Here is a 14251-nt window from a genome sequence, read left to right on the forward strand (position 1 = left end):
AAGCAGCGACGGAAGGATGTCCATGACCATGACCGCGACGCCGACTTCCCCGGTCCGCATCGGGAGGCCCGCCGTCTGGGCCCTCGGCATGCTGGCCCTGGCCACCGGGGCCCTGGAGTCGGTGGTGACGCCGACGCTGCCCCTCCTGCAGCGCGAGCTCCACATGAGCCGGGCCGAAGGGGGGTTATTGAGCACCGTGCTGCTGATCACGGGCGCACTCGTCACCCCGGTCGCGGGCAAGTTCGGTGACCGCTACGGCGGAAAGCGCGTCCTGGTCCGGCTGATGGCCGTCGTCGGCCTCGGCGGTCTGGTGTCGTCCGTCGCGCCGAACCTGCCCGTGCTGCTGGTCGGCCAGATCCTCCAGGGGGTGATGGTGGGCGCGCTGCCCCTGTCGTTCATCGTGGTCCGCGAGCATCTCCCGGCGGGGGAGGCGAAGGTGGCCATCGGCGTGGTCAGCGGGCTGTTCGTCGGGGGCGGGATGGCCGGCACCCTGTCGGCCGGACCGGTGGCCGAAGGCCTGTCCCGGCACTGGATGTTCGCGCTGCCGACGTTCGCGGTCATCGGGGCCACGGTCCTGGTGAACCGGCTGATGCCGCACGATCCGCCGTCCCGGTCGGAGGGTGGCGGGGTCGACTGGCCGGGCCTCGCCCTCCTGAGCGGGACCCTGGTCACCCTCATGATCGTGCTCGCGGCGGCGCCCGAACTCGTCGCGGGTCAGCCCCTCGTGCTGGTCGCGCTGCTCCTGGTGCTGGCCGCCTTCGTCACCGGATGGACGGCCGTCGAGCGCCGCGCGGCGGCACCGATGGTCGACCTGCGCATGCTCGCGCGGCCCGCGGTGTGGAAGTCGTGCGCGCTGACGTTCACGATCTGCGCCGGGACGGCGGTCCCCGTCTATCTCCTCCCGCAGTTGTTCGAGGTGTCCTCCGACGCGTACGGATTCGGGGCCAGTGCCACCGAGATCGGCTTCTACCTGCTGCCCGGCGCGGTGGCCGCGGCGCTGGCCGGGCCGGTCGCCGGAGTGGGGGTGCGGCGCTTCGGCTCGCGTGCCGTGGTCACCACCGGGGTCGGCCTGATGGTCGTCGCCCTGCTCGCCCTCGCGGCCGTGCACGCCGAGATATGGCACCTGGTCGTCGGCAAGGTGCTGGTCGGGCTCGCCAACGGGCTGTGCGTCACCGCGATGGTGACCCGCACCGCCACCGCCGTCGACCGGGGCGACACCGGCATCGCCACGAGTCTCGTCCTGGTGACGCGCGTGCTCGGCTTCGCCGTCGGCGTGCAGGTGAGCGCCGGGATCCTCACCGCGAGCACCCCCTCCGGATCGGACGTCCCCGCCGAGTCGGCCTTCGCCACCGGATTCGCCGTGGCCGCCGCGGTCACGGCCCTGTCCCTGCTCGTCACCCGCACCATGAGCAAAGGAGTCAAGGAATGAAGCACATCGAGAAGTCCCGCCGGGCGGCGGAACGGCCTTCCCGGACCGACCGGTTGACGGGCAGTCGGCCCGCGCCGAAGCGCACGGTCCTCATCTCGGGGGCCAGCATCGCGGGGCCCGCCCTCGCCTACTGGCTGAACCGCCACGGATTCGAGGTCACCGTCGTCGAGAAGGCGGACTCGCCGCGCGACGGCGGCTACCCCATCGACATACGCGGCACCGCACTGGAGGTCGTCCGCAGGATGGGTATCCTGCCGCGCCTGCGCGAGGCGCACATCGACCTGCGCCGGCTGACGTTCCTCGACGCGGACGGCGGCCGGGTGGCCTCGCTCGACCCGCACGCGGTCACCGGCGGAGTCGCGGGGCAGGACCTGGAGGTCCGGCGCGGCGATCTGACCGACGCCCTCCACGCGGCGGTCCGCGACGACGTGGAGTTCGTGTTCGGCGACCGCGTCGAGACCCTCGACGAGGGCGCCCACGGGGTCGACGTCACCTTCCGCGGCGGCGACCGGCGTACGTTCGACATGGTCGTCGGCGCCGACGGACTGCACTCGCGCACCCGCGCGATGCTGTTCGGACCCGAAGAGCGGTTCCACCGCTATCTCGGCTACTGCTTCGCGGGGTTCACCCTGCCCAACACCTACGGCCTCTCCCACGAGACGGTCCTGTGGAACACCCCGGGCCGGGCCGCCGCGCTCTACGCCGTGGGGGACGGGGACGCCGTGCACGGCCTCCTCGCCTTCGCCCGGCCGGAGCCGCCCCACGAGGCGTTCCGCGACCCGCGGGCCCAACGGGACCTGGTCGCCTCGGTCTTCGCCGATGCGGGCTGGGAGGTGCCCGGCATGGTGGCGGCCATGCGGGACGCGGACGACCTGTTCTTCGACGTGGTCAGCCAGATCCGGCTGCCCCGCTGGTCCAGTGGCCGGGTCGCGCTGGTGGGCGATGCCGCGTACGCGCCCTCGTTCCTCACCGGACAGGGGTCGAGCCTCGCGCTGGTCGGCGCGTACATGCTCGCCGCCTCGGTCGCCCGCCAGGACCACACCGAGGGGTTCGCGGCGTACGAACGCGGCACCCGCGCCTATGTGACGGCCAATCAGGACCAGGTCGGCAAGGGCGATGCGGCCCTCTTCCCGACCACCGCCGAGGCGCTGGAGCGGCGCGACGCGATGCTGCGCGGCCTCGGCGCCGCCCCGCCCGCCCCGCGGGGTCGCCCGGCCCATTCGGCCCTCACCCTGCCCGAGTCCGTGCCGGCGGGGTGAGCGCTCCGCGCGCGCTGGTCCCGCGGCGACGGGTCAGCTGTCCTGGCGGAAGCGGTGGACGGCCGGGTCGTAGACGGGCGCGGGGAAGCGCGTGCCGGTGATGGCGTCCGGCACGGGGGTCCCGGGCGTGACGGTCAGGGGGATGTGCCCGGCCCAGGCCGCCACCTCGTCGTCCTTGGGCTCGTCCCGCGCGAACCCGGCGCGCACCTTCATCGAGAACTCCTCGATGGGCATGGTGAGCACGGCGGTGTAGTGCGCCTCCGCCACGCTGGGCCTGCGCGCCGCGTGGGGCCCCGAGAGCCGGCCGGGGATGACGCTCTCCACGATCCGGGCCAGCAGGTCGGCACGCTCCTGCTCGTCCTCGACGGGGGAGGCCTGCCCGAAGACCATGACCGATCTGTAGGCGGCCGAGTGATGGGAGGACGCCCGGCCCAGGATCACGCCGTCGATCAGCGTCGCCGTCACGCACAGGGGGGCGCCCCCTGCGGCGGTGCCCATGAAGCGGCCGAAGGCGGAGCCGTGCAGGACCAGTCGGTCGCCCTCGCGCATGTGGAGGGTGGGGATGACGACCGGCCCCTCGTCGGTGGCGAACCCGACGTGCACGGCGAGGGCCTCGTCCAGGATCGCGTGCACGGCGTCGCGGTCGTAGGTGACCCGCTCGGGGTAGCGCTGGGCCGTGGTGCGTGGGGTGGGTGACATGGGCGCGAATATAGGCGGCCGTGGCCCGCCCGGTGCGGGGCGCGGCGCGGCCCGGGCGCCGTCTCACCCGCCAGGCCCAGCGCCGCGCGCCGAGCAGTCGTAGTAATAGACTCAGTCGCCCATCAGTCATTACATGTGCGATCGAGGGGGCGGCGGGATGTCGTTGCTGGGGGATGCGCGAGATGTACGGGATACGCCGGATACACCGGAGGTGCGGGCGCAGGGGCTGTCGTCGGTCCCCGGGGAACCGGTGCCGGACGGGGCGTCGGCGGTGGCCCTGCCGGACCTCGTGCGGGCGTGGGCCGCCGGGTGGGTCGTCTCGCGGGGCGCGTCCGAGCCGGTCGAGGTGCCCTGGGGGCTCACCTTCGACGTCGGCCTGGAGGGGCACCCGACCCGGCACGTGCTCCCGGACGCCGACGAGGCCGCCTTCCGCCGGGCACTCGGTGCGATCACCGGCCCCGCCACCCAGGTCAAGCTGTGCCTGGAGCCGGAGGCCGTCGCGCCCTGGCTCGCCCCGGGCTGGTCGTTCGGCGACCCCGGCCACTTGATGACCGCCGCCCTGCGCCCCGCGCCCACGCCCGCCCCGGCCGGTTACCGGCTGCGCGTCTGGTCCCGCGGCGGGATCACCCGCGTCATGGTCGTGGCCGCCGACGGCGCGTTCGCCGCGCGCGGCCAGATCGCCCCCGTCGGTACGGGCGCGGTCGTCGACCAGGTCGAGACCGCACAGGCCCACCGGCGCAAGGGGCTCGGCGGCCTGGTCATGCGCACCCTGCAGAACGCGGCGGCCGCGCAGGGGGCGACGACCGGTCTGCTGGGCGCCACCGACGAAGGCCGCGCCCTGTACGCGTCACTGGGCTGGCAGGTGGTGGCACCGCTGGTCACCGTGATCAAGGACCGGCCTGCGGTGTGACGGTGCGCGGGGCCGCCCCGCCCCGGGCGGCGCCGTCGCGTGGTCTGTTGGTCCGCCCCCGGCGCCACACGGAATGCTCCGAGTGGGCCAATGGTCCACTCGGAGCGGGTTCGGTTGAGCCGGGTGGCCGGTAGGTGGTGTGATGGGTCCGTCGATGGCGCTGCGGAATCCGCGGCGCCTTCTTTGTGTCCGGAATGTCGAGAGGGGCGGGAAGCTGTGCTGAAGAGGGTGTTCGTGGCGCCGGATCCGGGGCGGCTCCGGCTGTACAGCGCGACGCGGGCGGTCGTCGGCATCGCGCTGGCCGTCGCCGTCTGCGGACTGGTGGGGCACTCCCTCGAGGCGGCCATCGTCGGTGGTCTCGCCGCGCTGCTCGCGCTCTTCACCGTGCTGGACCCGACCGTGCGCGGCCAGGCGGTGACCACGGCGCTGCTGCCTGCGGTCGGCATCCCCGTCCTGGCGGTCGCCGCCGCGCTGCACGACCACCCGCTCGCCCGGGACGCGGCCTTCGTCGCCGTCGTCGGGGCGGGCGTGTACGCGCGGCGCTGGGGGCCGCGCGGGCACTCGCTCGGCGTCTTCGCCTTCATGACCTTCTTCGCCGCGCAGTTCCTGCACACCGTGCCGTCCGCGCTGCCCGAGCTGTACGTCGCGATCCTGCTCTCGCTCTGCGCCTCCTCGTTCGTGCGGTTCGGCGTGTGGTGCTACGAGCGGGGGCGGCTGCCCGCCGCGTCGCCCGCGCTGTCCCAGGAGCGGGGTCTGAGCCGGGTGACCACCCGGCAGGCCGTGCAGGCCGCGGCGGGAGCGGCGTTCGCGCTCGGCCTGGGGCAGATGCTGTCCGACCAGCGCTGGTACTGGGCGGTCGGCGCGACCTGGTGGGTGTTCGTGAACACCGTGTCGCGCGGCGAGACGCTGGTGCGGGGCTTCCGCCGGGTGTTCGGGACCGTCGTGGGCATCGTGGTCGGGTTCGCCGTCGCGATCCCCGCCGCCGGGGCGCCCGTCCCGACGGCCCTCGTCGTCGCCGTGAGCGTCTTCGGGATCTTCTACACCGCGGCGGTCTCCTACAGCTGGATGATGTTCTTCGTGACCGCGATGGCCTCTATGCTCTACGGCCTCCTCGGCGTCCTGGACGCGTCGCTCCTCGGGCTGCGCGTCGCGGAGACCGCGGTCGGCGCGCTCGGCGCCGTGCTCGCCGTGCTCCTGGTGCTGCCGGTCACCACGCACGCCGTCACCGACGAGTGGATCCGCCGCGCCCTGCACTGCGTCCACGCCTGCACGGCCGAGGCGGCGGCCCGCCTGGCCGGGACGCCCGGCGCGGACCCCGGACCGCGCGTCGCCGAGCTGGAGACGCTGCTCACCCGGGTGCGTCTCGCGGTGTCGCCGCTGGTGCACCCGCTGCACTTCGGCAGGGAGCGCAAGGCGCGTGCCCGCGAGGTGCTGACGCTCCTGGACGCCTGCGCCCGGGAGGTGCGGTCCCTCGCCGCGGTCGCGTCGGACCCCGACGCCTCGCACGACGCCCGGCTCTCCGCGGCCTGCTGGCGGGTCGAGGCGGCGGTCGAGGCGCTGACCTCGCCGCAGGACACCCGGCGCGCGAGCCGCCCCCAGACGGCCGTCCAGCACGCCGCGGAGCACCCCGCCCTCGCCCACCTCCACGACCTGGAGCGGGCGCTCGCGGCGATGGCGGTCCCGCTGCAGCGCGAGGGCGCGCTCCCGGGGTGACGACTCCTGCCCGACCGTAGCTGTAGCTGTAGCTGTAGCCGGGCAGCCGCAACCGCGGACCCACGGCCCGACGGTCCGTGCCCACGGGCTCCGGCCGCCCGACACCTGGTCTAGACCGGCTGCTAGCGTCGCCCGCACGAGCGGTGTCCCGCGGCGGGGCGCCCCGGTCGAGAGGGGACACGCAGTGGTCGACGGCAGGCGCGCGGGGCGGGCGTACATCGGATCCTTCACGGCGGCCGGGGGGCTCGGCGTGCTCAGTGCGGACGTCGACGCCGAGACCGGCGCACTGCGGGTGCGCGGCGCCACGGACGTCGTCGCCGACCCCTCCTACCTGGCTCTCTCGCCCGCCGGGGACATGCTCTACGCGGTCAGCGAGACCTCCGAAGGTGCCGTCGCCGCGTTCCGCACCGGGGGCGACGGGCCCGAGCTCGCGGGCACCCGCGTCCCGGTCGGCTCGGCGCCCACGCACCTCACCCTGTTCGACGGCCATATCCTGACCGCCGACTACGGCTCCGGCAGCGTCACCGCCGTGCCCCTGCACGCGGACGGCACCCTCGCCGCCAAGGCCTCGGGCGCGCTGCGGCACACCGGTTCCGGTCCGCACCCGCAGCGCCAGCAGGAGCCGCACGCCCACCAGGTCCTCGCGGACCCGAGCGGCCGCTGGGCGGTCAGCGTCGACCTCGGCACCGACTCCGTGCGGGTCTGCGCCCTCGCGGACGGCGGACCCACCCTCCACCGGGAGACCGCGCTGCGCCCGGGCTCGGGACCGCGCCACCTCGCCTTCCATCCGCGGGGCGACCGCGCCTACGTCCTGCACGAGCTCAGCCCCACCCTCACCGTCTGCGCCTGGGACGCCGCCGAAGGGACGCTGGAACCGCTCGGCGAGGTCCCGGTGCTCGACCGGGTCCCGGACGGCGACGCGTACCCCTCCGCGATCGCCGTCGCGCCCGACGGCCGGTTCCTGTGGACCGCCACGCGCGGCACGAACGTCATCTCGGTCCTCGCGCTCGACGCGGCGGGCGACGTGCCCCGGCTGACGGCGACCGTGCCGTGCGGCGGGCACTGGCCGCGCGACCTGGCCGTCGACCCCGCGGGGCGGCACCTGTACGCGGCCAACGAGCGCTCCGGGGACGTCACCTGGTTCGCCGTCGACCAGGAGACCGGCCTGCCGACCCGTACCGGCTCCGTCGAAGCGCCCGCCGCCTCCTGCGTGGTCTTCGGCTGACCGGGCCGGAACACGCCGATGGGCCCGCCCCCACATCGGGGCGGGCCCATCGGCGTTCGGAAGCGCTTCAGTGCACCGGCGCGCCCGAGGGCTGCTGCGGCGTGATGCCGAGCGCCGTCGTGTACTGGGCGAGGGCCAGCTTGCCGATCGCCGGGTAGGGGCCGAGCGGCTCGGCGACGGAGCAGTTCGCCTCCTTCGCGGCCGCGTCGAGCAGCGCGGCGTCGAGCTCCGGGCCGATCAGGTACGGCGCGAGCGCCAGCTGGGCCGAGCCCGAGCCGCGCAGCTGCTCGGCGGTCGCCGCGATGGCGCCCTCCTGGTCGAGCGCGGCGGCCATCACCGGCACCGCGAGACGGGCGGCGAGCAGCATGCCGGTGATCCCGGCGGCCTGCACGGCCTCCTCGCCGCCGACCGTGGCGAGCACGATGCCGTCCGCCGCGGTCGCCACGGTGAACAGGCGGGCGCGGTCGGCGCGGGCGAGCCCGGCCTCGGACAGGCGCACGTGCAGCGCCTCGGCGAGCAGCGGGTGCGGGCCGAGCACGTCGGTCAGCTCGGCGGCGGCACGGCTGTCCATGACGGCCTGCCGGATGCGCCGCATCAGCGCACTGTCGGGACCCGCGAGCAGCGGCACGACGACGGCGACGGGGCCGTCGGGGTCGGCCACCTCGGCGCCGGCCGCGCGGGCGCGCTCGACACGCGCGATGCGCTCGGCGCTCGCGTGCGCGAGCACGGACTGCAGCGAGGGGAACTCGGGGAAGGACGTGACGGTGGCGTCCTCCTCACCGTCGACGTAACCGATTCTGGCGTCGAGGCCGGGCAGCTCGGAGCGGGCGATGCTCACGACTTCCTCGGCGAGGCTGCGCGTGGTGGTGCTGGGGGCGCCCGGCACGGCGAGAACAAGTGCGGGCGCGCCCTCAGGAGCCGCGACGGGCTCCGGACGGCGGTGCCGGCCCGGCTGACGGGGGCGCGGCATTCGTACAGGCAGGCCGGATGCGGGCCCAGTGGGGGAGCTCATGCGCCCGCATGCTACTGGCTTGCGGGCCATCGCTGTTCGGGGAGGGTGCAGGTGGGCGGTATAAGTCCGTTTTTGTCTGATGAATTACGCAGAGGTCAACTGTCGCCTTCTCCGTGCACGGTGAGCATGCGCACGTCGGACGGCAGCCGCAGCCGGTCCGCGGCCAGGTCGGCCGCCATCCGCAGCGCTCCGTCGAGCGGATCGCCGGCGGCGGTGACCGGCCGCGCGTGCGGCAGTTGCTCCGTGAGTTCGTCGCGCAGGGGTGCGAGCAGCGGCTCGCCCAGCCGGAACAGGCCGCCGGTGAGGGCGACTTCCGGCACGTCCGTGCGGGGGCAGACGGCGGCGGCGGACTCGCCGATGTGCCGGGCCGCGGCGCGCAGGATGCCGTCCGCCACGGGGTCGTCGGCCGCGCAGGCCGCCACGTCGGGCGCGAAGGAGGCGAGCACCGCGGGCCGGTCGGTGCGGGGGTACAGCTGTCCCGGCAGGCCCGCAGGCGGCCCGAACCGCTGCTCCGCCCGGGCGAGGAGCGCCGCCGAACCGCCGCGCCTGCCGTCGTACGCGCGCATCGCCGCGTCGAGTCCCGCGCGGCCGATCCAGGCGCCGCCGCCGCAGTCGCCCAGCAGGTGCCCCCAGCCGTCGGCGCGGTGCCAGGCCCGCAGGTCCGTGCCGAGCGCGATCAGGCCGGTGCCCGCGGCGACGACCGCGCCGGGGCGGTCGCCGAGCGCGCCCGCGTAGGCGGTGACGGCGTCCGCGGCCAGCGCCGTGCGGCGGACGCCGAGCGCCTTGGCGAGCGCGGCGGGCAGTGCGCCGCGGAGGTCGTCGCCGAGGGTCGCGAGGCCGGCCGCGCCGACGGTCACGGCCGTGATCCGGCCGCCGCCGGCCCGCTCCAGCAAGGCGCGCGCCATCGGCAGGAGTTGCGCCAGGAAGTGGTCGGCGTCGATGCCCCGGGCGCCCGTGCGCACCGGCTCCGCCGAGCGCACCGGGGCGGGCAGGTCCGCCCCCGCGGAGCCGCTGAGAGCGGCCCGCAGTCCGGAGCCGCCGGAGTCGACGCCGAGCACGAACTCCCGGTGGGCGCCGTGCTCCCCGTCCGTCACGGCAGCCGCCAGTCCACCGGCTGCGCGCCCTGCTGGACCAGCAGGTCGTTGGCCCGGCTGAACGGGCGTGAGCCGAAGAAGCCGCGGTCCGCCGACATGGGGGAGGGGTGCGAGGACTCCACCGACGGCAACTGCCCGAGCAGCGGCCGCAGATTGCGCGCGTCACGCCCCCACAGGATCGACACGAGGGGCTTGCCGCGGGCGGCGAGGGCCCGTATCGCCTGCTCGGTGACCTCTTCCCAGCCCTTGCCGCGGTGTGCGGCGGGCTTGCGCGGGGCCGTGGTCAGCGCCCTGTTGAGCAGCAGGACGCCCTGCCGGGTCCACGGCGTCAGGTCGCCGTTGGACGGCGGGGGCAGGCCGAGGTCGCTGCCCATCTCGCGGTAGATGTTGAGGAGGCTGCCGGGCAGCGGCCGCACCTCGGGCGCGACCGAGAACGACAGGCCCACCGCGTGGCCGGGCGCGGGATAGGGGTCCTGGCCGACGATCAGGACGCGGACGTCGTCGAAGGGCTGCTGGAAGGCGCGCAGGACGTTCGCCCCCGAGGGCAGATAGGTGCGTCCGGCGCCGATCTCCGCGCGCAGGAAGTCGCCCATCGCGGCGATCCGTTCGGCCACCGGCTCCAGGGCCTGGGCCCAGCCGGGTTCGACGATTTCATGCAAGGGTCGTGGTGCCACGGCGTCACCCTACTGCCGTAACGGTGCCGTCGATCAACCGACGGCCGCCGCCCGCACACAGAGCACGTCCGGCAGGTGGGAGGCGAGCAACTGCCAGCTGTCGCCGTCGTCCGCCGACGCGTACACCTCGCCGTTGCGATTGCCGAAGTAGATGCCCGCCGGGTCGCAGTCGTCGCTGCACATGGCGTCGCGCAGCACCGTGCCGTAGTGGTCGTCACCGGGCAGGCCGGCGCTCAGCGGCTCCCAGTGCTCACCCGCGTCGGTCGTGCGGTAGACGCGACAGCGGTGGTCGGCGGGGACCCGGTCGCTGTCCGCGGTGATCGGGAAGACGTACGCCGTGCCGCCGCGGGTGGGGTGGGCGACCATCGCGAAGCCGAAGTCGGAGGGCAGCCCGGCGCCGATGTCCGTCCAGTGCGCGCCCGCGTCGTCGCTGCGGTACACCCCCCAGTGGTTCTGCAGGTACAGCCGGTCCGGGTCGGCCGCGTCCCGCGCGACCTTGTGCACGCACTGTCCGAACTCGGGGTCGGGGTCGGGCAGGAAATCCGCGGAGACGCCGCTGTTCGACGGGGTCCAGCTCGCGCCGCCGTCCTCGGTGCGGAACACCCCCGCGGTGGACACCGCCACCGTCACCGCGCGGGGGTCACGGATGTCGGTGAGCACGGTGTGCAGGCCCTCACCGCCGCCGCCCGGCACCCACTTGGACCGGGTGGGGTGCTCCCAGAGCGGGCGGACGAGCGAGAAGGACTCGCCGCGGTCCTCGGAGCGGTAGAGCGCGGCGGGCTCGGTGCCCGCGTACACCACGCCGTCCTCGGCGGCCGCCGGGTGCAGCTGCCACACCCGCTCCAGGGACGCCCCGGTGTCCTTGGGGAACTTGACGGCGGGCTTCGCGGGCTCCGTCCAGGTCCGCCCCAGGTCGTCGGAGTGGAAGACGGACGGGCCCCAGTGGGCGCTGTCCCCGCCGACGAGCAGCCGCGGCGTGTCGGTGCGGGTGTCGATCGCCACGGAGTACACCGCCTGCGCGTTGAAGTACGGACTGTCGTCGAACTCCCAGGCACCCCCGCGCCTGCGGCCGATGAAGAGGCCCTTGCGGGTGCCTACGGTCAGGATGATGTCGGCCATGCCGACCACCTCCGGGACGTCGTTGTCTCAGGTACCGGCCAGTCTGCACCCCGGCACTGACAGTCACCCCCGGAGACGGTGTTTCCGCAGGTCAGAGCCGTGTCCCCGAGGCGGCGCGGGCCCCCCTGGTCAGCGCGTCGGCGACAGCTCGGCCGCCACCTGCGCGACGACGTCGGGGCCCGTCCGGCAGCACCCGCCGACGAGCCGCGCCCCGGCCGCCCGCCACCGGGCCACCTGTCCGGCCGCGAACCGGGCGGGACCGTGCCAGGAGCGGGTCCCCGCGTCCCACGTCTCCCCGCTGTTCGGATAGACGACCACGGGCTTCCCGGTGACCCGCGCGGCGAGCGCCACCGCGGCCCCGGCGTCCCGTGGATCGCAGCAGTTCACGCCCACCGCCAGCACCTCGTCCGCGTCGGCGGCGAGCGCGAAGGCCTCCGCCAGGGGCTGTCCCGCCCGCGTGCGGCCGCCCGCCACGGTGAACGACAGCCAGGCCGGCACCCCGAGCCCGCGGACCGCCCGCAGCAGGGCGCGCGCCTCGTCGGCGTCGGGGACGGTCTCCAGGGCGAGGACGTCGGGGCCCGCCTCGGCCAGGGTTTCCAGCCGCGGCCGGTGGAAGCGTGCCAGCTCGGCCACGCTCAGGCCGTACCGCCCCCGATACTCGGCGCCGTCCGCGAGCATCGCCCCGTAGGGCCCCGCCGAGGCCGCCACCCATACCTCGCGCCCGAGCCCGGCCCCGGCGTTCCTCGCCAGCTCCACGCTCAGCCGCAGCAGGTCACGGGTGCGGGCGGCGTCGATGCCGACCCGAGCGAACCCCTCGTACGTCGCCTGGTAGCTCGCGGTGATCGCGACCTCGGCACCCGCCTCGTAGTACGCGCGGTGGGCGGCCTCGATCGCCGCGGGCCCGTCGCGGAGCAGCCGCGCGGACCACAGGGCGTCGCCCAGGTCGTGCCCGGCGGCCTCCAGCTGGTGGGAGAGGCCGCCGTCGAGCACGAGCGGGCGCTGGGCGAGGGCGTCGGCGAGTCTCACACCGCCGACGCTAGCCGAGGTGCGGCGAGCGGGAAGTGGCAGGCGACCTGGTGGCCGGCCCCGTTCGGGGTGCTGGCCTGCGGCTCCGTGGTGGCGCAGAGGTCCTGTGCGAGGGGGCAGCGGGTGCGGAAGCGGCAGCCCGACGGGGGCTCGGCCGCGGAAGGGGTCTCGCCCTCCAGGGGCGTGCGTCGCTCAGCGGACGCGGCCTCGGGGTCGGGCAGGTTGACGGTGTCGAGGAGCCCGCGGGTGTACGGGTGCAGCGGATGGGCGTACACCTGAGCGGCCGGACCCGACTCCACGAGCTTGCCCAGGTACATGACGCCGACGGTGTCCGCCAGGTGGCGTACGACGGCCAGGTCGTGCGAGATGAACAGATAGGTCAGGCCGCGCTCGCGCTGCAGCTCCCGCATCAGGTTGAGGATCTGTGCCTGCACCGACACGTCGAGCGCCGAGACCGGCTCGTCGGCCACCACCAGGTCCGGCGAGAGCGTCAATGCCCGTGCCAGGCCGAGGCGTTGGCGCTGACCGCCGGAGAACTCGTGCGGGTAGCGGTGCACGGCGCCGCGCGGCAGGCCGACGGCGTCGAGGAGTTCGGCGACCAGTTTCTCCTGCTCGGCGCGCCGGCCGACGCCCTGGATGACGAGCGGTTCGCGCAGGATCTCGCCGACCCGCATGCGCGGATCCATCGCCGCGGTGGAGTCCTGGAACATCAGTTGTACGCGGCGGCGGTGCGCGCGCCGCTCGGCCCGTGACATCCCGGCCGGGTCGGCGCCCGCGAAGCGCACCGCGCCCGCGGTCGGCTCCTCCAGACCCGCGACGATCCGCCCGAGGGTCGTCTTGCCGCAGCCGGACTCGCCGACCATGCCGAACGTCTCGCCCTTGCGGACGGTCAGCGACACCCCGCCGACCGCGCTGACCGTTCCCTTGCTGCGCGAGAACGCGCCGCCCTTGAGCGGGAACTCCTTGACGAGGCCGTCGAGTTCGAGGAGCACGTCACCGGGTGCGCGGGGAGCGGGCACGGCGGCGGGGGTCACGACGTCGTCCTCGGCGGCGGCGTCGTCCGGCACCGGGTGGAAGCACGCGAACCGGTGTCCGGCGCCCCGCTCCTCGTCGTCCACGAGCGGCGGCTCCTCGGTGCGGCAGGTGTCCGTCGCGAAACCGCAGCGGGGCGCGAAGCGGCAGCCGGTGGGGCGCGTCGCGAGGTTCGGCGGCAGGCCGGGGATGGTGTGCAGTTCGGTGCCGCTGTCGGCCGCGCGCTCGGGCAGCGCGGCGAACAGGGCCTCGGTGTAGCGGTGGCGCGGGCGGGCGAACAGGTCGCGCACGTCCGCCTGTTCGGCGACCCTGCCCGCGTACATCACCGCGACCCGGTCCACCCGGTGGGCGATGACGCCCAGGTCGTGCGTCACCAGGATCATCGCCATCCCGAGCCGGGCGCGCAGGTCGTCGACGAGCTCCAGGATCTGGTGCTGGGTCGTCACGTCCAGGGCCGTCGTCGGCTCGTCGGCGATGAGCAGCTTCGGCTCGCAGACCAGCGCCATCGCGATGGCGACGCGCTGGCGCATGCCGCCCGACAGCTGGTGCGGGTAGGCCTGCATGCGCTCGGCGGGCCGCGGCATGCCGACCAGCCGCAGCATCTCCTGGGCGCGCGCCCAGGCCTCCTTGCGGCCGATGCCGGGGCGGTGCAGGAGCAGCGGCTCCGCCACCTGCGCACCGATGGTCATCGTCGGGTTGAGCGAGGTCAGGGGGTCCTGGAAGACCATGCCGACGGTGTTGCCGCGGACGTCCTGGAGGACGGGGGCGGGGGCTGCGGCGAGGTCCCGGCCGTCGAAGAGCACGCGGCCGCCGGTGATCTCGCCGCCCGCGGGCAGCAGACCGAGGACGCTGAGCGCGGTCATCGTCTTGCCGCAGCCGGACTCCCCGACGATGCCCAGGGCCTCGCCGGGGGCGAGGGAGAGGGAGACGCCGTCGAGCGCGTGCACGGTGCGTCCGCGCGCGGCGATGTCGACGTGCAGGTCGTCGATGGTGAGCAGCGCCTCGGGGGCGGTGGCCTGCCGTGAGTCGGTCATCTGTCGTCTCTCCTGTTGCTTTTGC

General features: G+C 75.0%; 12 protein-coding genes. 5 read left to right on the forward strand and 7 right to left on the reverse strand.

Going from position 1 to position 14251, the window contains the following annotated elements; genetic code table 11:
* Nucleotides 1-28: 28 nt before the first annotated feature.
* Both ACFYXE_RS19405 and ACFYXE_RS19410 read left to right on the forward strand, forming a co-directional pair.
* Nucleotides 29-1429, forward strand: a complete 1401-nt coding sequence (locus ACFYXE_RS19405) for an MFS transporter (RefSeq protein WP_389313875.1) — start codon at nucleotides 29-31, stop codon at nucleotides 1427-1429.
* Nucleotides 1426-2688, forward strand: coding sequence for an FAD-dependent monooxygenase (locus ACFYXE_RS19410; RefSeq protein WP_389313877.1), 1263 nt, complete (start codon nucleotides 1426-1428; stop codon nucleotides 2686-2688). Before ACFYXE_RS19405 ends, ACFYXE_RS19410 begins: the two co-directional genes overlap by 4 nt.
* Nucleotides 2689-2721: 33 nt before the next feature.
* Here the strand turns inward: ACFYXE_RS19410 and ACFYXE_RS19415 are convergent, their stop codons facing one another.
* Entirely contained in the window at nucleotides 2722-3387 is a 666-nt protein-coding gene (locus tag ACFYXE_RS19415; protein WP_389313879.1) for a pyridoxamine 5'-phosphate oxidase family protein, read from the reverse strand.
* 211 nt (nucleotides 3388-3598) lie between these two features.
* Between ACFYXE_RS19415 and ACFYXE_RS19420 the strand changes: the two genes are divergently transcribed.
* From ACFYXE_RS19420 to ACFYXE_RS19430, 3 genes are all read left to right on the forward strand, one after another.
* Complete coding sequence (locus ACFYXE_RS19420) at nucleotides 3599-4297, forward strand: GNAT family N-acetyltransferase (RefSeq protein WP_389313881.1); 699 nt, start codon at nucleotides 3599-3601, stop codon at nucleotides 4295-4297.
* A 216-nt stretch (nucleotides 4298-4513) separates the two neighbouring features.
* The gene (locus ACFYXE_RS19425) at nucleotides 4514-6010 is read left to right on the forward strand and encodes an FUSC family protein (protein ID WP_389313883.1); all 1497 of its coding nucleotides are present in this window, start codon (nucleotides 4514-4516) and stop codon (nucleotides 6008-6010) included.
* Nucleotides 6011-6194: 184 nt separating this feature from the next.
* The gene (locus ACFYXE_RS19430; RefSeq protein ID WP_389313885.1) at nucleotides 6195-7235 is read left to right on the forward strand and encodes a lactonase family protein; all 1041 of its coding nucleotides are present in this window, start codon (nucleotides 6195-6197) and stop codon (nucleotides 7233-7235) included.
* A 67-nt stretch (nucleotides 7236-7302) separates the two neighbouring features.
* Here ACFYXE_RS19430 and ACFYXE_RS19435 read toward each other — a convergent pair whose 3' ends face one another.
* The 6 genes from ACFYXE_RS19435 to ACFYXE_RS19460 all read right to left on the reverse strand — a co-directional run bounded on the left by ACFYXE_RS19435 (nucleotide 7303) and on the right by ACFYXE_RS19460 (nucleotide 14226).
* Nucleotides 7303-8247, reverse strand: coding sequence for a hypothetical protein (locus ACFYXE_RS19435; RefSeq protein ID WP_361171535.1), 945 nt, complete (start codon nucleotides 8245-8247; stop codon nucleotides 7303-7305).
* 95 nt (nucleotides 8248-8342) lie between these two features.
* Nucleotides 8343-9341, reverse strand: a complete 999-nt coding sequence (locus tag ACFYXE_RS19440; RefSeq protein WP_389313887.1) for an N-acetylglucosamine kinase — start codon at nucleotides 9339-9341, stop codon at nucleotides 8343-8345.
* Nucleotides 9338-10015 (reverse strand): uracil-DNA glycosylase, encoded by a 678-nt coding sequence (locus ACFYXE_RS19445; RefSeq protein ID WP_389313889.1) that lies wholly within the window; start codon nucleotides 10013-10015, stop codon nucleotides 9338-9340. Before ACFYXE_RS19445 ends, ACFYXE_RS19440 begins: the two co-directional genes overlap by 4 nt.
* Nucleotides 10016-10048: 33 nt before the next feature.
* On the reverse strand, nucleotides 10049-11134 hold the full coding sequence (locus ACFYXE_RS19450) for a WD40/YVTN/BNR-like repeat-containing protein (protein ID WP_389313891.1): 1086 nt from the start codon (nucleotides 11132-11134) through the stop codon (nucleotides 10049-10051).
* A gap of 129 nt (nucleotides 11135-11263) precedes the next feature.
* Nucleotides 11264-12160 carry a homocysteine S-methyltransferase gene (gene mmuM / locus ACFYXE_RS19455; protein ID WP_389313893.1) on the reverse strand — a complete coding sequence of 299 codons (897 nt, stop codon included), beginning with the start codon at nucleotides 12158-12160 and terminating at the stop codon, nucleotides 11264-11266.
* Nucleotides 12157-14226 carry a dipeptide ABC transporter ATP-binding protein gene (locus tag ACFYXE_RS19460; RefSeq protein ID WP_389313895.1) on the reverse strand — a complete coding sequence of 690 codons (2070 nt, stop codon included), beginning with the start codon at nucleotides 14224-14226 and terminating at the stop codon, nucleotides 12157-12159. The genes mmuM and ACFYXE_RS19460 overlap by 4 nt, the downstream gene beginning before the upstream one ends.
* Between the last annotated feature and the right edge of the window lie 25 nt (nucleotides 14227-14251).

Origin of the sequence: Streptomyces sp. NPDC002564, from assembly GCF_042889645.1 — a bacterium.
Classification (GTDB): domain Bacteria; phylum Actinomycetota; class Actinomycetes; order Streptomycetales; family Streptomycetaceae; genus Streptomyces.